The sequence below is a fragment of the Neorhizobium puerariae genome, from assembly GCF_042429745.1.
Classification (GTDB): domain Bacteria; phylum Pseudomonadota; class Alphaproteobacteria; order Rhizobiales; family Rhizobiaceae; genus Neorhizobium; species Neorhizobium puerariae.
Window position 1 is genome coordinate 435,843 of sequence record NZ_JBHMAA010000015.1, and the last position, 18,281, is coordinate 454,123.

17 protein-coding genes and 2 pseudogenes are annotated in these 18,281 nt (G+C 62.8%); 16 read left to right on the top strand and 3 right to left on the bottom strand.

The window, feature by feature from the left end; genetic code table 11:
• Positions 1 to 10 precede the first annotated feature (10 nt).
• The 9 genes from ACFFP0_RS15395 (at position 11) to ACFFP0_RS15435 (ending at position 11,025) form a co-directional block, all read left to right on the top strand.
• Positions 11 to 163, top strand: a complete 153-nt coding sequence (locus tag ACFFP0_RS15395; RefSeq protein WP_377262281.1) for a hypothetical protein — start codon at positions 11 to 13, stop codon at positions 161 to 163.
• Between the two features lie 45 nt (positions 164 to 208).
• Positions 209 to 2,293 (top strand): potassium-transporting ATPase subunit KdpB, encoded by a 2,085-nt coding sequence (kdpB, locus tag ACFFP0_RS15400; RefSeq protein WP_377262283.1) that lies wholly within the window; start codon positions 209 to 211, stop codon positions 2,291 to 2,293.
• A 12-nt stretch (positions 2,294 to 2,305) separates the two neighbouring features.
• Complete coding sequence (gene kdpC / locus ACFFP0_RS15405; RefSeq protein ID WP_377262285.1) at positions 2,306 to 2,875, top strand: potassium-transporting ATPase subunit KdpC; 570 nt, start codon at positions 2,306 to 2,308, stop codon at positions 2,873 to 2,875.
• A 184-nt stretch (positions 2,876 to 3,059) separates the two neighbouring features.
• Complete coding sequence (locus tag ACFFP0_RS15410) at positions 3,060 to 5,765, top strand: DUF4118 domain-containing protein (RefSeq protein ID WP_377262287.1); 2,706 nt, start codon at positions 3,060 to 3,062, stop codon at positions 5,763 to 5,765.
• Positions 5,762 to 6,454, top strand: a complete 693-nt coding sequence (locus ACFFP0_RS15415) for a response regulator transcription factor (protein ID WP_377262290.1) — start codon at positions 5,762 to 5,764, stop codon at positions 6,452 to 6,454. The genes ACFFP0_RS15410 and ACFFP0_RS15415 overlap by 4 nt, the downstream gene beginning before the upstream one ends.
• A 30-nt stretch (positions 6,455 to 6,484) precedes the next feature.
• The gene (locus ACFFP0_RS15420; protein ID WP_377262292.1) at positions 6,485 to 6,934 is read left to right on the top strand and encodes a PTS sugar transporter subunit IIA; all 450 of its coding nucleotides are present in this window, start codon (positions 6,485 to 6,487) and stop codon (positions 6,932 to 6,934) included.
• 125 nt (positions 6,935 to 7,059) lie between these two features.
• Entirely contained in the window at positions 7,060 to 8,955 is a 1,896-nt protein-coding gene (locus ACFFP0_RS15425; RefSeq protein WP_377262294.1) for a sensor domain-containing diguanylate cyclase, read from the top strand.
• A 187-nt stretch (positions 8,956 to 9,142) separates the two neighbouring features.
• Positions 9,143 to 10,609: an MFS transporter gene (locus ACFFP0_RS15430; protein ID WP_377262297.1), complete on the top strand. Its 1,467-nt coding sequence runs from the start codon at positions 9,143 to 9,145 to the stop codon at positions 10,607 to 10,609.
• 5 nt (positions 10,610 to 10,614) lie between these two features.
• Positions 10,615 to 11,025 carry an NUDIX hydrolase gene (locus tag ACFFP0_RS15435; protein WP_377262299.1) on the top strand — a complete coding sequence of 137 codons (411 nt, stop codon included), beginning with the start codon at positions 10,615 to 10,617 and terminating at the stop codon, positions 11,023 to 11,025.
• 32 nt (positions 11,026 to 11,057) lie between these two features.
• Here the strand turns inward: ACFFP0_RS15435 and msrA are convergent, their stop codons facing one another.
• From msrA to ACFFP0_RS15450, 3 genes are all read right to left on the bottom strand, one after another.
• Positions 11,058 to 11,783 carry a peptide-methionine (S)-S-oxide reductase MsrA gene (gene msrA / locus ACFFP0_RS15440; RefSeq protein WP_377262301.1) on the bottom strand — a complete coding sequence of 242 codons (726 nt, stop codon included), beginning with the start codon at positions 11,781 to 11,783 and terminating at the stop codon, positions 11,058 to 11,060.
• A 54-nt stretch (positions 11,784 to 11,837) separates the two neighbouring features.
• Entirely contained in the window at positions 11,838 to 12,323 is a 486-nt protein-coding gene (gene msrB, locus ACFFP0_RS15445; RefSeq protein WP_377262303.1) for a peptide-methionine (R)-S-oxide reductase MsrB, read from the bottom strand.
• Between the two features lie 394 nt (positions 12,324 to 12,717).
• Entirely contained in the window at positions 12,718 to 13,644 is a 927-nt protein-coding gene (locus tag ACFFP0_RS15450; protein ID WP_377262305.1) for a nucleoside hydrolase, read from the bottom strand.
• Between the two features lie 283 nt (positions 13,645 to 13,927).
• Here ACFFP0_RS15450 and ACFFP0_RS15455 point away from each other — a divergent pair.
• From ACFFP0_RS15455 to ACFFP0_RS15485, 7 genes and pseudogenes are all read left to right on the top strand, one after another.
• Positions 13,928 to 14,023 (top strand): annotated as a pseudogene (locus ACFFP0_RS15455) (IS5/IS1182 family transposase); the annotation flags it as partial.
• Positions 14,024 to 14,186: 163 nt separating this feature from the next.
• The gene (locus tag ACFFP0_RS15460) at positions 14,187 to 15,434 is read left to right on the top strand and encodes a site-specific integrase (RefSeq protein WP_377262307.1); all 1,248 of its coding nucleotides are present in this window, start codon (positions 14,187 to 14,189) and stop codon (positions 15,432 to 15,434) included.
• Entirely contained in the window at positions 15,431 to 15,937 is a 507-nt protein-coding gene (locus tag ACFFP0_RS15465; protein ID WP_377262310.1) for a site-specific integrase, read from the top strand. Before ACFFP0_RS15460 ends, ACFFP0_RS15465 begins: the two co-directional genes overlap by 4 nt.
• Positions 15,903 to 16,385 (top strand): tyrosine-type recombinase/integrase, encoded by a 483-nt coding sequence (locus tag ACFFP0_RS15470; protein ID WP_377262350.1) that lies wholly within the window; start codon positions 15,903 to 15,905, stop codon positions 16,383 to 16,385. The genes ACFFP0_RS15465 and ACFFP0_RS15470 overlap by 35 nt, the downstream gene beginning before the upstream one ends.
• Positions 16,378 to 17,388 carry a tyrosine-type recombinase/integrase gene (locus ACFFP0_RS15475; protein WP_377262312.1) on the top strand — a complete coding sequence of 337 codons (1,011 nt, stop codon included), beginning with the start codon at positions 16,378 to 16,380 and terminating at the stop codon, positions 17,386 to 17,388. The genes ACFFP0_RS15470 and ACFFP0_RS15475 overlap by 8 nt, the downstream gene beginning before the upstream one ends.
• A gap of 92 nt (positions 17,389 to 17,480) precedes the next feature.
• Positions 17,481 to 17,648, top strand: a pseudogene (locus ACFFP0_RS15480) (transposase); the annotation flags it as partial.
• A gap of 76 nt (positions 17,649 to 17,724) precedes the next feature.
• The gene (locus ACFFP0_RS15485; protein ID WP_377262315.1) at positions 17,725 to 18,087 is read left to right on the top strand and encodes a transposase; all 363 of its coding nucleotides are present in this window, start codon (positions 17,725 to 17,727) and stop codon (positions 18,085 to 18,087) included.
• Positions 18,088 to 18,281 lie beyond the last annotated feature (194 nt).

The following is an 18,281-nucleotide window of genomic DNA, read 5'->3' on the forward strand; positions in this document are numbered from 1 at the left end:
GGGTCCCGCGATGATCACGCGTCACAGGCTCGCGAAACCCTCTCTCCACGCTCCGGATGACCGGAGCGTGGAGGTCCGGCGGCGGTGCGGCTCCTACGCCATCCTGGCGATGATGACGGTCGTGCTCGCCATCGCTTTCGCAGTCGAAGTTCTTAAGGGCTGACCGGCGCTCCGGTTCGCCATTCTCGTTTCAAAGCTGGAGTCTCTTATGAGCCAGGCAAAATCCGCGAGTATCATGGATAGTCGCATTCTCATTCCGGCCGTGGGCGCCGCTTTCAGGAAGCTCAACCCGCGCACCCTTGCCCGCAACCCGGTCATGTTCGTCGTGGCCACGGTCTCGGCGCTCACCACCGTCCTTTTTCTCCGCGACCTCGCAACCGGCGGCGGCGATCTCGGTTTTTCCTTCCAGATCAACCTCTGGCTCTGGTTCACCGTGCTCTTCGCCAATTTTGCCGAAGCGGTCGCCGAAGGCCGCGGCAAGGCCCAGGCGGACTCGCTACGCAAGGCCCGTACCGAAACCCAGGCGAAGCTGCTGACCGGCAACAATGGCGGCAACTACCGCATGGTGCCCGGTACCAGCCTCAAGGTCGGCGATGTCGTTCTTGTCGAGGCGGGCGACATCATTCCCTCCGACGGCGAGGTGATCGAAGGCGTGGCCTCTGTCAACGAAGCGGCGATCACCGGTGAATCCGCACCGGTCATCCGCGAGTCCGGCGGTGACCGCTCGGCCGTCACTGGCGGCACCCAGGTCCTTTCCGACTGGATTCGCGTGCGCATCACGGCGGCGGCGGGTTCGACCTTCCTTGACCGGATGATCTCGCTGGTCGAGGGCGCCGAGCGCCAGAAGACGCCGAACGAGATCGCGCTCAACATCCTGCTCGCCGGCATGACGCTGATCTTCGTGCTCGCCACCGCGACGATCCCGAGCTTTACCGCCTATGCCGGGGGATCGATCCCGATCATCGTGCTCGTCGCTCTCTTCGTGACGCTCATCCCCACGACGATCGGCGCATTGCTGTCGGCGATCGGCATCGCCGGCATGGACCGCCTCGTCCGCTTCAACGTGCTCGCCATGTCCGGCCGCGCGGTCGAAGCCGCCGGCGACGTCGATACGCTGCTGCTCGACAAGACGGGCACGATCACGCTTGGCAATCGCCAGGCCACGGCCTTCCGTCCGGTCCGGGGCGTCAGCGAACAGGAGCTTGCCGATGCCGCCCAGCTCGCCTCGCTTGCCGACGAAACGCCGGAAGGCCGCTCCATCGTGGTGCTCGCCAAGGAGAAATACGCCATTCGCGGCCGCGACATGGCAAGCCTCAAGGCGCATTTCGTGCCGTTCACGGCCCAGACCCGCATGAGCGGGGTCGATCTGGACGGCTCTTCCATCCGCAAGGGTGCGGTCGATGCGGTCCTGGCCTATGTCAATGCGGGCTCCACGCCGGTCTCGGGCAATGTGGTGGCCGTCCGTGCCGAAACCGACGCGATGCGCGAGCTTCAGGCGATCGCCGAGGAGATCGCCAAGACCGGCGGGACGCCGCTTGCGGTTGCCCGTGACGGAAAACTGCTCGGCGTCGTCCAGCTCAAGGATATCGTCAAGGGCGGCATCCGCGAACGTTTCGCCGAACTTCGCCGCATGGGCATCCGCACCGTCATGATCACCGGCGACAACCCGATGACGGCCGCCGCCATCGCCGCCGAGGCAGGCGTGGACGACTTCCTCGCCCAGGCGACGCCGGAAAACAAGCTGCAGCTCATCCGCGAAGAGCAGGCCAAGGGCAAGCTGGTCGCCATGTGCGGCGACGGTACCAACGACGCCCCGGCACTTGCGCAGGCCGATGTCGGCGTGGCCATGAACACCGGCACGGTCGCCGCCCGCGAGGCTGGCAACATGGTCGACCTCGATTCGGACCCGACGAAGCTCATCGAGATCGTCGAGATCGGCAAGCAGCTCCTGATGACCCGCGGCGCGCTGACGACGTTTTCGATCGCCAACGACATCGCCAAGTATTTCGCCATCATCCCGGCGATGTTCCTGGCATTCTACCCGCAGCTCGGCGTGCTCAACATCATGGGCCTCGCAACCCCGCAGAGCGCCATCCTTTCGGCGATCATCTTCAACGCGCTGATCATCATCGCGCTGATTCCCCTTTCGCTGAAGGGTGTCAAATACCGCGCCATCGGCGCTGGCGCGCTGCTGTCCCGCAACCTGCTCGTCTACGGTGTCGGCGGCATCATCGTCCCCTTCATCGGCATCAAGGCGATCGACGTCGTCATCACCGCGATCGGTCTCGCCTAAGGAGTGTTCGAAATGTTGAAACAACTTCGTCCGGCAATCGTGATGATTATTGCCACAACCGCCATTACCGGCCTTGCCTATCCCCTTGCCATGACCGGTATCGCCCAGGCCATCTTCCCGGCCCAGGCGAATGGCAGCCTGATCGAGAAGGATGGCCAGGTGATCGGTTCGACGCTGATCGGCCAGGCCTTCACGGGCGACCAGTATTTCCACGGCCGTCCTTCGGCCGCGGGTGACGGCTATAACGCGGCCTCATCCTCCGGCTCGAACCTCGGGCCGACCAGCCAGAAGCTGATCGATCGCGTGAAGACGGATTACGAGGCCGCCAAGGCCACCAATCCGAATGCGGAAGTCCCGATCGACCTCGTCACGGCTTCGGGTAGCGGTCTCGATCCGCATATCTCGCCGGAAGCCGCCTATTTCCAGGTGCCGCGCGTCGCCAAGGCCAGGCAAATGGATGAGGCCGCCGTCCGCACATTGGTCGATCAGCATGTGGAAGGCCGTGAGCTCGGCTTCCTCGGCGAACCTGTGGTCAACGTGCTTGCGTTGAATATTGCACTTGATACGCCTATGACACGGTGATGCCCGGAACGTGCGGTTCCCTCATTCGCCGGCCGGCCCCTTCTCCCAAAGGGGAGAAGGGGATTTGTCGACGCGCTTCGATCTTCCGCTCCCCTCGGGAAGGGGGCTGAAGGACGGGGCTCGCCCCCGGTCGGAGGCCGGGTGAGGGGCGGCTTGCACCGACGATTACGAAAGACCGATCTTCATGCCCGACGACAGTCGCGAGATTGAGAACAGGCCTTCGCCGGATGCGCTTCTGGAGCATGCCGAGCGTGAGGGAAGGGGGCGCCTGAAGATCTTCCTCGGGGCGGCGCCCGGTGTCGGCAAGACCTACGAAATGCTGATGTCCGGTCGCGCCCGCAAGGCCGATGGCGCCGACGTGGTGATCGGCGTCGTCGAGACGCATGGGCGGCGGGAGACGGAGGCGCTTGTCGAAGGTTTCGAAGTCATCCCCCGCAGGAAGATTGACTATCGTGGCCAGCTGCTGGACGAAATGGACCTCGACGGCATCATCGCCCGGCGCCCCGCATTGGTCCTGGTTGACGAACTGGCCCACACGAATGCCCCCGGCAGCCGTCATCCCAAGCGCTACATGGACGTGCAGGAGCTCCTGTCCCAGGGGATCGACGTCTATTCGACGCTGAACATCCAGCATGTCGAAAGCCTGAACGACGTCGTGGCGCAGATCACCCGGGTCCGGGTCCGCGAGACGGTGCCGGACTCGATCATCGATCGGGCCGACGACGTGGAGATCATCGACATCACGCCGGACGACCTGATCAAGCGGCTGCAGGATGGAAAGGTCTATGTGCCGCAGACGGCGCGGCGCGCGATCGAGAACTATTTCTCTCCCGGCAATCTTACGGCGCTGCGTGAGCTTGCGCTTCGCCGCACGGCCCAGCGGGTGGACGAGCAGCTTCTCAATCACATGCAGGCGCATGCGATTTCCGGTCCATGGGCCGCGGGAGACCGCGTGCTGGTCTGCCTCGATCACAGCCGCGGCGGGGCAAGCCTCGTCCGTTATGCCCGGCGGCAGGCCGACCGCCTGCGGGCGCCCTGGACGACGCTGCATCTCGAAACGCCGCAATCGGTCAATCTGTCGGACGAGGACAAGGACCGGCTGGCGAGCAACATGCGGCTTGCGCAGCAGCTTGGCGCGGAGACGGTGACGCTGCCGGCGCTCCAGCCGTCGCGGGAGATCATCGCCTATGCCAATGCCAACAATTTCACCCACATCATCGTCGGCCGGCCGGGCAAGCCCCGCTGGCGCCAGCTCTGGCAGGGCTCCGTCACCCATGACCTGATCCGCTATGCCGGCGATATCAGCGTCCATGTGATTTCCGGCGATGCCGCGGACAGCGAGCCGCAACGGGGCGTGAAGACCGCCCAGCCGCCGCAGCGGTTTCGCATCAAGCCCTACGTCAAGAGCACCATTTTCGTGGGACTGGCGATCGTCGCCGGCATTGCGCTCGACCAGACGCTCGACGTCCGCAACCTGGCGCTGGTTTTCCTCATGGCGGTGCTGGCGGCGGCGGTGCGCGGAGGCCTGGGGCCGGGGCTCTATGCCTCGCTTCTCGGAGCGCTCTCCTTCAACTTCTTCTTCCTGGAACCGCGCTACACCTTGACCGTGCGGGACCCCGAGAGCCTCGTGGCCCTGTTCTTCTATCTCGGCGTGGCGCTGGTCGCATCCAATCTCACCGCGGCTGTGCAGCGGCAGGCGGCGGCGGCCCGCCAGAGGGCCCGCACCACCGAGGACCTGTACCTGTTCTCCAAGAAGCTCGCCGGCACCGGCACGCTGGACGACGTGCTCTGGGCGACCGCCTTCCAGATCGCATCCATGCTGAAGGTCCGCGTCGTCATCCTCCTGCCGGAGAACGGTTCGATTGCGGTCAAGGCCGGTTATCCGCCGGACGACACGCTGGTCGATGCGGATATTGCCGCCGCCAAATGGGCCTGGGAACACAATCGTCCCGCGGGCCGCGGGGCCGATACGCTGCCCGGCGCCCGGCGCCTCTATCTGCCGATGCGGACCGGCCGCGAGGCGGTCGGCGTCATCGGCCTCGACAACGACAGGCAGGGACCGCTTCTGACACCGGAGCAGCAGCGGCTCTTCGATGCGCTGGCGGACCAGGCGGCGCTTGCCATCGAGCGCATCCAGCTCGTTTCCGATGTGGACAAGGCCCGGCTGGCGGCCGAGACCGACCGTCTGCGCACCGCGCTTCTGACGTCGATCTCCCATGACCTGAAGACGCCGCTTGCGGCGATCATGGGCTCGGCGGGCACGCTCAAGGATTTCGGCGACGACATCCCGGACGACGCACGCGGGGAATTGCTGGCGAGCATCGTGGACGAGTCGGAACGGCTCAACCGCTTCATCTCCAATCTGCTCGACATGACGCGCATCGGGTCCGGAGCCATGGAGCCGAACTACGCCTTTCATTTCGCGGGCGACATCGTCGGCACGGCGTTGAGCCGGGCGGCCAAGATAACCGCCCGGCACAGGGTCAATGTCGGCATTCCCGCCGATCTGCCGATGCTCAAGATAGACCCCGTCCTGTTCGAACAGGTCCTGTTCAATCTTGTCGACAATGCCGCCAAATATGCCTCCGACGGGACCGTGATCGACATTCGCGGCTGGCAGGATGACGGCTCCGTCCTTCTGTCCGTCATGGACGAAGGACCGGGCATTCCCCCGGACGATGTCGAGCGCATCTTCGACAGCTTCTACCGCGTCCGGAAGGGAGATCACGTGCGGGCCGGCACGGGGCTGGGGCTTGCCATCTGCCGCGGCTTCGTCGAGGCCATGGGCGGGACCATCAGGGCGGCCAACCGTTCCGACCGTTCCGGTGCGATCTTCACGATCCGCATGCCGGTGCCGGCCGAAACGCCCATATTGGGAGAACAGGAATGACAAATACCGCCGTGCGCATCCTGATCGTCGACGACGAACCGCCGATCCGCAAGCTGCTCCGCGTCGGCCTTTCCACGCAGGGCTACGCGGTCAGCGAGGCGATGAACGCCAAGGTCGCGATGGAGCTTGCCAGGACCGAGAAACCCGACCTGATCATCCTCGATCTCGGTCTGCCCGACCTGCCCGGCCACGACCTGCTCGCCAGATGGCGGGGGGAGGGGCTGGATCTGCCGATCGTCATCCTGTCAAGCCGCACCGACGAGGCCGGCATCGTCAAGGCACTGGAACTCGGCGCCGACGACTACGTCACGAAGCCCTTCGGGATGAACGAACTGGTCGCCCGCATCCGGGTGGCGCTTCGCCATCGCCTCCAGAGCCAGGGTGAGAAGCCCGTGTTCCAGACGGGAGAGCTTTCGGTCGACCTCGTCAAGCGCATCGTCAAGGTGGCCGGAAAGGAGATCAAGCTCTCGCCGAAGGAATACGACATCCTGCGCATTCTGGTGCAGCATGCAGGCAAGGTGCTGACCCACCGCTTCCTACTCGAACATGTCTGGGACGGACTGACCGACGTGCAATACCTGCGCGTCTATGTGCGCCAGCTTCGCCAGAAGATCGAGAAGACGCCCGATCAGCCGCAATACATCCTGACCGAGACCGGCGTCGGCTACCGGCTGCAGGAAGGCCAGTAGGCATCCGCCTCCCAATCGATGGATATCGCCATGAAACTCCGTGACTGTCTCCCGCCGGAGAACATCGTGCTCGATCTTGCACCGCCGTCGAAGGCCATGCTGATCAGGCAGCTTTCCACCCTTGCGGCCGAAAGGCTCTCGCTTGATGCCAATGGGATCGCCAGGGCCCTGACCAATCGTGAAAACCTCGGTTCCACCGGCATCGGTGCGGGCATCGCCATTCCGCACGCGGGCGTGAAGGAGATCGACCGCCATTTCTGCCTTTTCGCCCGGCTTGCCGATCCGGTGGATTTCGAGGCGGTGGACGACGAGCCGGTCGACCTCGTCTTCCTGCTTCTCAATTCGCAAGGCCAGCCGGACCACCTCAACATTCTGTCCTGCATTGCAAGACGCGTGCGCGAGGAAAGCATCGCCAGGGCGCTCCGCCAGGCAGGCACCGCCGAGGAAGTGCATATGATACTTTGCCCCAGGGAACTGTGAGGGATTTGCGGTGCCTGCATATTAGGCGAACTTAAACCAGTCCCGGCTATCCTGATGATCGGCGGATAGTGGCTCCTGCGCCCGCCTTTGTGAACCGGGTTTGGGAAATAGGCATGGGAGACGGGATGAAATCATCGTCGATCCGGACGTATGCGGGCATCACGTTCGGCGTTTGCGGTTTCATCGGTCTCATCGTCTGGGGCGAATATTCAAGCTGGCAATCCCAGGTAACGCGCATCGAAGCGAGCCTCACCCAGACGGCAAGGGCGCTTGTACAGCATGCGGACGACACCATCGAGATGGCGAAGCTGCCGCTCGCGGGCACCATTACCGAGATTCACGACGAGGAGATGCATCCCGACATGCCTTCCAAACTTCGGAAGGCCATGAAACAGCAGATCGAGACAACCCCCTGGCTGGACAGGCTCAGCTATGTCGACGCCAGGGGCGACGTCGTGGCGACCTCGGGAGACATCGATACCGGAGACCTGAACCTCGCCGACCGCGACTATTTCAAGTTCCATCAGTCCTCCGTCACCCTCGAGCCGGTTCTGGGAGGGCCTATCAAGAGCCGTTTTTCGCGGGAATGGATATTCACGGTTTCCCAGCGCGTGAACCGGCAGGATGGCAGCTTTGCGGGTTTGGTGATCGTTTCCATCGCGACCGGTCAATTCACGCATTTCTTCGAAAATTTCGACGTCGGCAAGGATGGATCGTTCCTGATGGTGCAGGGAGAGGGTATCATCCTCGCGCGATCGCCCTTCAGGGAAGACCTGCTGGGCACGGACATTTCTTCTCACGACCTGTTTGCAAACCGTCTGAAGCAGGCCCGGTCCGGAGCCTATCATTATATATCGCCGGTCGATGGCGCCCGAAGGATCGGTGGCTTCTACCAGAGCCCGCGTACGGGCATCGTGGTGCTGGCTGCAGCCTCCGAGTCGGAGGCGCTGGCGAACTGGACGAAGGTGGCGAGAATCCGGTGGACGTCCGGCGTGGTCGTCGTGACGATCACGGGCATCTTGTTCTGGCGCTGGCGCCGCCAGGTGATGCTGCGCGCGGCAAGCGAGGCGCTCCTCGTCACGCGCGAGGCGGAGTTCCGGCTTCTCGCGGAGGGATCGAGCGATCTCATCCAGCGTTTCAACGGCAACGGCATTCGGGAGTATATTTCGCCGTCCGCCCGCGAGATTTATGGCCTCGACGCCGAGGCGCTGATGGGGACCAGCATCCTGGACGGTCTGCACGAGGACGACCGGGAAACCGTCGTCCAGGTGATGGAGCGGCTGCGGACAGGTGCGGCCCGGGAAAGAATGGTCGTTCGCCGCACCCGGGCGGACGGGAAGCAGATCTGGCTCGATACGACGCTGAACCGGCTGCCCGGCGGCGTGAATGGCGCGGATGTCAGGATCGTCGCGGTGTCGCGCGACGTCACCCACCAGAAGAAGATCCAGGACGAACTCGACACGCTCGCGAACACCGACGAGCTGACGCAATTGGCGAACCGCCGGTCCCTGAACAGCCACGGCGAGGAGATGATGCTGGCTGCAAGGAAACTGAACGGCCGGCTCTCCGCGCTGATGCTGGATGCCGACCATTTCAAGCTGTTCAACGATACTTATGGTCACGCGGCGGGCGATGAATGCCTGCGCGCCATCGCTCGCGTGATTGCCGGCTCCATTCGCCGCGGCAAGGACCTTGCCGCCCGCTATGGTGGCGAGGAATTCGCGGTTCTGCTGCCGGATACGGATGCGGCCGGCGCATTCCGGGCGGCGGAGAACATCCGCCGGCGTATTGCAGGCCTTCGGCTGCGGCACGAGAGGAACCTTCCCTGGGGCCATGTGACGATCAGCGTCGGCGTTGCCACGTTCGATCCGGCCGGCTCGGAACTGACGCGCATTGCGGACCTTTTCGAGCAGGCGGATCAGGCGCTTTATCAGGCGAAGAATGCCGGCCGCAACCGGTCTGCCGCGGCAGAGCGGGTCGTCACGGCCGATGGTGCGGCAAGCGCCGGAAAATCCGCCTGAAGGGACCGGCGATCGTCCCCGTCTCCTGCCGCCTGTCTTGACGGATGGCAGATTTCGCCCTTGACGCTCGCCCGCGTGAGGGTACTAAGGGATCGTTACACGGCGGTAGCCACCTGACTGCCTGTCGCCCGTCCCACTTTCGCCCCCATCCCTTTGTTCGCCCATGGTGTCCCCAGGTCCAAAGCTCATGACCCATCCACGTTCGAACCGGGCGCTTGTCATCGCGGCGGTGATGGCAAGCATGTCGATGATTGCCATCGAGGCGACGATCGTTTCGACAGCCATGCCGCAAATCGCGGCACAGCTCGGACAACTGAACCTGTATAGCTGGGTTTTCTCGTCCTTCCTGCTGGCACAGACTGCGATGACCGTCGTCTTCGGCAAGCTTTCGGATATCTACGGCCGAAAGCCGGTCATCCTGCTCGGGATCGCGGTCTTTCTCGCAGCCTCCGTGCTGGCGGGCTTCGCCTGGTCGATGCCCTCGATGATCGTCTTCCGGCTGTTGCAGGGCATCGGCGCCGGCGCCATCCAGCCGGTTGCGGTGACGGTCGTCGGTGATCTGTTTCCGGGTGCGGAGCGCGGCAAGGTTCAGGGTTATCTCGCCAGTGTCTGGGCGATTGCGGCCGTGGTCGGGCCGCTCCTGGGCAGTCTCATCGTCCACAACCTTCCCTGGGCCTGGGTTTTCTGGATCAATGTGCCGATCGGGCTTGCCGCGGCCGCCGGCTTCGCCGCTTTCCTCCATGAAGAGAGACGGCCCGGTCGCGCTTCGGTCGATGTGCTCGGTGCCGGTCTTTTCGCGGTTTCGATCGCCGCCCTGATGATCGCGCTCACCGAGGCCGAAGGAACCACGGCGGCCCATACGATGATCGCAGTCGCGATTTTCCTCACAAGCCTGCTGCTTTTCCTCTGGCAGGAGCGCCGCACCGAGGCGCCGATGGTGTCGCTCGAACTCTGGCGCCAGCGGCCGATCGCGGCGGCCAACGCGGCGACCTTCCTCGCCAGCATGGCGATCATGGGACTGACGACCTTCCTGCCCATGTACGTGCAGACCGTGCTGAACCGGTCGGCGGTCGTAGCGGGTTTCGCGCTCACCATGCTCCTGATCGGCTGGCCTGTCGCGGCGACGCTCGCTTCCCGCCTGTTTCCACGTTTCGGATTGCGCCGGATCATGATCTTCGGCAGCGCCTGCGTCCCGGTCGGCGCCTTCCTCCTCGTTCTCCTGTCGCCGGGCAGCTCGCCGGTGCAGGCTGGCGCCGGTTCCCTCATCATGGGGTTTGGCATGGGGCTTATCAGCATCTGCTCGCTGGTCATCATCCAGGAAAGCGTCGGCTGGTCGGAGCGGGGCAGCGCGACGGCCTCGAACATCTTCTCCCGCAACCTCGGCAGCACGTTGGGGGCGGCGGTTCTCGGCGCGGTACTGAGCTATGGTCTTGCCAATTCCGGCGGGGCCGGCAGCGTCACGCCGGATCAGCTCCGCGGGCTTCTGGAAGGCACGGGTGCGGGCCTTGCCGACCAGTCGTCGGTACGCCTCGTGCTTCAGGGCGCTCTCCATCTGACCTTCGTCGTGATGTTCCTCGTGGCCGCGCTGATCGTCTTCGCCTGCCTCTATGTGCCGGGGGTCGTGCGGCGTACGGAAGCGGCGCGGGAGGGCTAGCATTGATGAGAACCATCAGGATTGCCGCCGCACTGATCCTCCGCGGGGACGGCGAGACCCTGCTCGTGCGCAAGCGCGGCGCGGTGGCCTTCATGCAGCCAGGCGGCAAGATCGAGCCGGGCGAAAGCCCGGTTTCCGCTCTCGTCCGCGAGCTTGACGAGGAAATCGGGCTGCGGGTCGCTGCGGAGCAATTGCGGCCTCTCGGGCATTTCGAGGCCGCCGCCGCCAATGAACCCGATCATATCGTGTCTGCGGACGTGTTCGTTCTCCATATCGGGGACACGGCCGTGACGCGGGCTGCGGAGATCGAGGAGATCCGCTGGATATCGCCTGCCGATCCCGGCGGGATCGTCATGGCGGAATTGACGGAACACCGCATCCTGCCTGCCTACCGGCGGATGCTGGCGGGGGCTTGAACCGTTCGGGCCACCGGATTTCGTGGGGCGCCCTAATTTCCGATGCCGGCCTTGGCGACAAGCACCGGTTCGGCGCGATAATCCTTCGAGAACAGCTTCTGGAGATTGGCAAGCTTCGGCAGATCGTTGAAGACGATATAGGGATAGGTCGGGTTGTTGGTCAGGAAATCCTGATGGTAGCCTTCTGCCGGATAGAATATCTTGCCCGGCTCTATGGTCGTCGCGATCACCGCGTGGAAGACCTTCGCCCGGTCAAGCTGGTCGATATAGGCCCTTGCGATGCGCGCCTGTTCGTCATCGGCGGGAAAGATTGCCGAGCGGTACTGGCTTCCGACGTCCGGCCCCTGGCGGTTGAGCTGGGTAGGGTCGTGCGCCACGGAGAAATAGATCTGCAGGAGCTTCCCGTAGCTCACCTTTTCCGGATCGAAGGTGACCTTGACGGCTTCCGCATGGCCCGTATCGCCATAACCGACCATCTCGTAGTGAGCGGTGTCCCTGGTTCCGCCGGCATAGCCGGAGACGGCATTCCTGACGCCTTCGACATGCTGGAACACGCCCTGGACGCCCCAGAAGCAGCCGCCGGCAAAGACGGCGGTCTGCGTGGCGGCCGTTCCCGGCGCCTGTTTGGCGGACGGGGCGGGGATGGCCAGTCCCTCCTGCGCTGCTGCGATGCTCGCGCTCGACGTGAGGCCGGCGAGTGCAAGCGCCGTGCCGGCAAAGGCGGACAGGATGAAGAGCATTTTCGATCTGTCGTGCATGGCGGTCTCCTCCTCAATGGACGTGGAATGCGGGCTTCAGGGCTTCGGGACGGATCACGCCGCTGCGGGCCGGAACTTCAGGGCGATGCCGTTCATGCAGTAGCGCAGGCCGGTCGGCTTCGGTCCGTCGTCGAAGACATGGCCGAGATGTCCTCCGCAACGGCTGCAATGGACGGCATCCCGCACCATCCCCAGAGAGGTGTCGCGCACGGTGCCGACCGCATGGTCGAGAGGCGCCCAGAAGCTCGGCCATCCGGTGCCGCTGTCGAACTTGGTGTCCGACGAGAAAAGGTCCTGGTCGCAGCCGACGCAGGCGAACAGGCCCTTGCGGTGTTCGTTCAGAAGCGCGCTTGTGCCGGGATATTCGGTGCCTTCCTCGCGCAGGATGTTGTACTGCTCGGGCGTGAGCTGCTTGCGCCATTCAGCCTCGGAATGTGTCACCGCGAACCTGCCGGCCGGCGTAGCCGCCCGCACGGCAGAACCCAGATGCAAAGCCGCAAGCGTCAGCGTCCCGCCCGCGAGGAACATGCGTCTCATCATGACCGGACCTCCCTGTCCGTGATCTGCTTCCAGCAATGATTACGGAAGAGGAGGGCGATTGGTTACACACATCGCCGCGACACACCGAAACGTGATCGCCGCCGCGATGGCGTTCAAAAAAACGAACGGTTTCCGGCCGGGTCGACGAGCCTCCGGTCGCCCGCGAGGCGGCTATTCCTTGAACTAAGCTCGCGGTCGCTAAATCGTCGTGAAGAAGTTTCCCGGCTACTACAGGCAGGGCAAGCCTGATTTCGATGAGGCGTCACCGGTTTCACCAACATGCCGGGCTTCCTGACCTTCCAGTCGGGCTTCAGCATTGAAAACACCAAGGTCGAATAGCCGGCCCTGGTTGCAGCCATGACGTCAGGGCGCTTCCGGCAAGACCGGAAGCGCTTTACGTTTGGGGTTCAAGCCGGGAGAGGTGGCGGCTGAGGAGTTCAAGCACGTTCTCCTTTGCCGCGCCGGTGACGACATGGCAATTCGGCTCCCGGCCGGCGCGATGCCTTTCGGAAACATGCGCGATCGTCCGGCCGTGGTTCGGCCCGGTGGCGCAATCCACTTCGACGAAGGCATCCGTGCCCGAAAACAGGGAAGGATCGATAAGCCATGCGATGACGCAGGGGTCGTGAAGACAGGGGTCGCCCTTGGCATAGGCTCGCAGCATCAGGGCGAGCTTGCGCCTGATATGCCCGGCAGACGTCTCGAGCGCCTTCAGATATTCCTGGTCCACGACCACCGTGCGCGTCACGTCCAGCCCGAACATCGTCAGCTTCACGCCGCTTGAAAGCACGATATGCGCTGCATGCGGATCGACGTAGATGTTGAATTCCGCCGCCGCCGTCGTATTGCCGGGGCCGAAGGCCGCGCCTCCCATGAAGACGATCTCGCGGATGTTGTCCGCAAGGCGAGGCTCCTTCACCATGGCGAGCGCCATGTTGGTCAGCGGACCTATCGGGCAAAGCGTGATCGCGCTCGGGTTGGCCATGACGGTGTCTATGATGAAATCGACGGCATGCGCACTGCCCAGCGGAACGGTGTCCGGTTCCAGCCTGACGCCGCCGAGCCCCTCGGTTCCATGCATGATGGAGCGATGTCCGACGGCGCGCATCAGGGGCCGGGCGCAACCGGCGTGAACCGGGATGTCCGCGCGTCCCGCGAGCGCCAGAAGGCCACGGGCGTTGCCGGTCGTGCTTTCGAGCGGGACGTTGCCGGCAACGGTCGTTACGCCCGCAAGGTCGATCTTTTCCGGCGCGGCAAGGGCAAGCATGAGGGCCAGCGCATCGTCGACGCCCGGATCGCAGTCGAGAATTATCCTTTGCATGCCCGTTGTCCCTCCATATCCGCCGGTCTCTCCGGTGTTTCTCCCGGCATCGAGGGAATTGCAAATCGTTATTTCGGCGCGCGGCCTCAGGCCTGCCCTAACCAGGCCGCCGGCGCTTGCCTCGGTTTATGCAAAGCAAGGCACCGGAAATGAATATTTTCCAAAGCGGACCGGCACGGCGATAGTTCGGCATGCCGCGCTAAGAGCCTGTCCGAGAATTGGGGTTGAGTGATCGGGCCGCTGATGATTCCAATCGGGTGTCTGAAGCCTGAATGGAAGCGCCATGTGGAACCCGACCACCAGGCGGCATTATAGTCGCAATCAGCCCCGATACGAAACCGACCTGACGGATGCGGAATGGAGGGTACTCCCGGTTATGTAGAGATCTACATAAAAGCGGGATTATGTGCACCTTGTGATTATGCGCAGATTGCTGAGGCAGGAGGCTTTAACCGTCGGATTCTCGGACGACTTCCGGCTGGCGACCTGCGCATAATTCTTGTGTCTCCTATCGAGCGTAGTCAGCTCAACAGGAGATCAGTATGCAAAAGATGATCGTCATACAGCCACGGCCGCGCGCTTGGCTGGAAGGAAGTATTCTTCAGCCTTACGTTTCGCAATACGGGGAGCACTTGCAACGAAGGCGATATGCTCCGGGCACCCAGCGTGCCTACATGTGCTGCATCGCGCACTTCGCCCATTGGCTGACCCAGGAGGGGTACCGCCTGGAAGCGATCGGTCAAGTCGCCGTCATGCGCTTTTTCTCGGAACACTTGCCGGCATGCGTCTGCCCCGATCCGGTCCGCCGTATTCGTCATGACCTGCAGGCGGCACTTGGCCACCTTCTGGAGGTACTCAAAGCTGGCGGCGTGGTGCCGCAGTATCCGGCTCGGAACTCCGCTATCGAACAGGAGTTGACGCGTTTCGATATCCACATGCGCGACGTCTGGGGTTTGGCAGACAGGACCCGTCGGCGGCGCTGCAAAATGGTTGAGGAGTTTCTTGTCGAACATGTCGGCGAGCAGCCCATTTCGATGGCGACAGTCAAAGCCATGACCGTCCGTCACTTCATCCTCGGCGAGAAGGGGCGAGGCTCCGCAGCCATCGCCGCGATCGGCGCCACCATTGCCTGCTATCTCCGCTTTCGCAGTATATCCGGCGATCGGGTGAGCGAACTGAAGGCCGCAATTCCCCGAGTCGCGCGCTGGCGGTTGGCGTCATTACCAGAGGTTCTGACCGACGCCGAGATCGACCAACTACTGAGTTCGTTTGATCAGTCGTTTCCGTCGCGCCTGCGAGCTTATGCGATGGTGCGGTGCCTAATCGATCTCGGCCTCCGATCCGGCGAAATCGTCAAGTTGCAACTTAACGACATCAACTGGTCCAATGGTACAATCAACCTTGTCGGCACCAAGAGTCGACGGGCTGATACTCTGCCCCTGCCAGTCTCAACAGGAGCGGCGATAGCGGCCTATCTGCGTGAGGAGCGTCCTACGACGGCGAACCGAGCCGTATTTGTTCGTCACGTCGCACCTTACGACAAACCGATCACAACCAAGAGCGTCGTACGCGCAGTATTGGCCGGCTACCGAAGATGTGGATGGACGCGAACCGGGGTCCACATTCTCCGCCGCAGCGCTGCCAGCCGACTTCTACGCGCCGGCGCGCCGATGAAGGAGATTGCGGACATCTTGCGGCATCGAAGCCTCGACACGTCCGCCATCTATGCAAAGGTCGATCTGAACAATCTATCTGCTGTGGCTCTGCCTTGGCCGGGGAGCGCACAATGATCAACGCACGCACGATGCTCTCGTTGGCCGAGGACTATTTGTCCGAGCGCCGCGCCCTTGGTTTTAAGCTCAGGATGGAGGGCCATTACATCACCGCTTTCGCCCTGTTCGCAGACCAACACGGTCATCGCGGCCCACTCACCAACGGTGTCGTTCTGAACTGGGTGCAAGGTCAGGCCAAAAAAGCTACCCCGCTCTCCTGGGCCCGGCGCCTCGAGGTCCTTCGCCCGTTCGCGAGGTATCTGACGCGGGTTGATCCCAACACTGAGTTCCCTGAGACCGCGATCTTTGGTCGTGCACATCGACGCCTCACGCCGCATATCTATTCAGAGCAGGAGATATGCGATCTCGTGGCTGCCGCTTCGCGGCTGACTCCCAAGGGCGGTTTGCGTCCAGCGACATACGCAACGATCTTCGGACTGATCGCGGCTACGACGCTCGGAAGCGCTCCAGCTGCGCTACGGCGATATCAATCTCGACAGTGCGGTCCTTACGATTCGTAATACGAAGTTCCGTAAGTCCAGGCATGTGCCTATGCATGTCACCGTCGTAGCCGCGTTGCGGCGCTATCTGGAAGTTCGTGCTCGTCATGGCGCTCTCTCCAAGGATTCGCCGCTGTTCCTGTCCTCAGAGGGCGGATTCATTGCGGAGCGGAGGATCAATAAGATTTTCCAGAAGCTTCGTACCAAACTCGGTTGGGCCCCGCGGGGCGGCCATCGTGAAGTGCGCATCCATGACCTGCGCCACACCTTTATTTGCCGCCGCGTTCAGCTTTGGCACGAACATGGCGCTGATATCGACAATAGGATGGCAGCGCTCTCGACCTACGTCGGCCACGCCAAAATCTCCGATACCTATTGGTATCTGACCGCCGTCCCAGAACTCATGGCGGTCTCTGGCAGGCGTTTCGAGCTTTTCGCAGCAAATATTGAAGGAGATCATCGTGTCTGATCTCAACCCGACACCGTCCTTCCCCATCCTGCTTCAACGCTTCTTTGTCGAACATCTGGGCAACCAGCGAGCTGTCAGCCCTCGCACCATCGCAGCCTACCGGGACACTTTTCGATTGTTGCTTGGCTTCGCCGAAGCGAAGATTGGCAAGGCGCCCACCCGGCTGATCTTGGCCGATCTTGATGCGCAATTGATCCTGGACTTCCTTGACCATCTGGAGAAGGAACGGAGCAACGGTGTGCGCACGCGCAATGCCCGCTTGGCGGCACTTCGCTCCTTTCTGAAGTATGCCGCCCATTACGACCTGACTGCGCTCATCGTCATCCAACAGGCACTGGCCATTCCGATGAAACGGTTCGACCGGCCGGTCCTGGGATTTCTCTCGCGCGAGGAGATGCAGGCGATTCTTGACGCGCCGGATGCGCCGACCTGGGCAGGTGAACGGGACCGCACGCTGTTCAGCCTGATGTACAACACTGGCGCCCGTGTGTCCGAAGCCATTGGCCTCCGCGTCGGCGAGGTTATCGTCGATGGCGCGGCGGTTGCACACTTGCATGGTAAGGGACGTAAAGACCGTAGCGTGCCGCTTTGGCGTACGACAATCAGCTTGATCCGTAACTGGAAACGTCGGCTGGCTTTCACAAGCGAGGAGGACTTCCTGTTTCCCAACCGAAGCGGAGGGCGCATGGCGCGTTCAAACGTCACCCAGCGCTTTGAACTTGCGGTATCGGCTGCGGCGGAACGTTACCCGCAACTCGCGAGCCGCTCGATTTCGCCTCACACCATCCGCCACACCACGGCGATGCATCTCCTGCAGTCCGGCGTCGATATCAGCGTCATCGCTCTGTGGCTCGGTCATGAGAGTTCCGCGACGACGCATATGTACCTTCAAGCGGATCTCGCGATGAAGGAACGTACACTCAACCGACTGCAGCCCATGACGTCCAGTCAAGGTCGATATCGTCCGCCGGACCAGCTCATGCAGTTCCTGATGAGTCTCTGAAGTTATGCGCAGGTCGCCAGCCGGAAGTCGTCCGAGAATCCGACGGTTAAAGCCTCCTGCCTCAGCAATCTGCGCATAATCACAAGGTGCACATAATCGCTCCCCTGTTTCCCGAACCTGCCCGCAGGGGACGCAAACCTGCCTGGCCGCGGCGCGAGATCGTCAACGCGATCTTCTATGTGTTGCGTGGCGGCATCCCATGGCAGCTTATCCCGAAAGACCTGCCGCCAAAGAGCACTGTGTTCGGTTACTTCTGCCGCGTATTGCAGCTTACGTGATTCAGGATTTCGTTGAAGGCTGAGTTGTGCTTCACTTGGCCATGGAAGGAGAACGACCATGGGCAAGCCGCATCCGATAGAGTTGCGTGCGCGTGTCGTTGCGTTTGTGGAAGAAGGCAACAGCCATCGCGAAGCCGCCCGGCACTTTCGGGTGTCGCCGCGGTTCGTCAACAACATGATGATCCTGCATCGGTCGCGGGGCTCTGTCGCGCCGGCCCGGCAGGGTCGTGCGCCAGGTGGCGGCAAGCTTATGGCACATCGTCAATGGATTGCTGAGCGTGTTGCCGGCGATGGCGATGTGACGCTGGACGAGCTGTGCGTGGAATTGGCCGGACGCAGTGTCATGGTCCACCGCGCCACGATCGGCCGGTTTCTGCAACGGCTTGGGCTGAGCAATAAAAAAAAGCCTCGTGGCCAGTGAACAACTGCGGCCGGAGATCGCGCATGCCCGTGACCTATGGGTTCGGCGACGCCGGCGCTTCTTCAACAGTAACCGCCCGATTGTGGCCGCCTGTCGGAGATCGGCATGCTTGTTTATGACCCGTCTATAACGACGTCGTTAGCGACGTGTTTTAGGCGAGGCCTGCGATGCGCGTGGAAATCCTCGGCGATGAA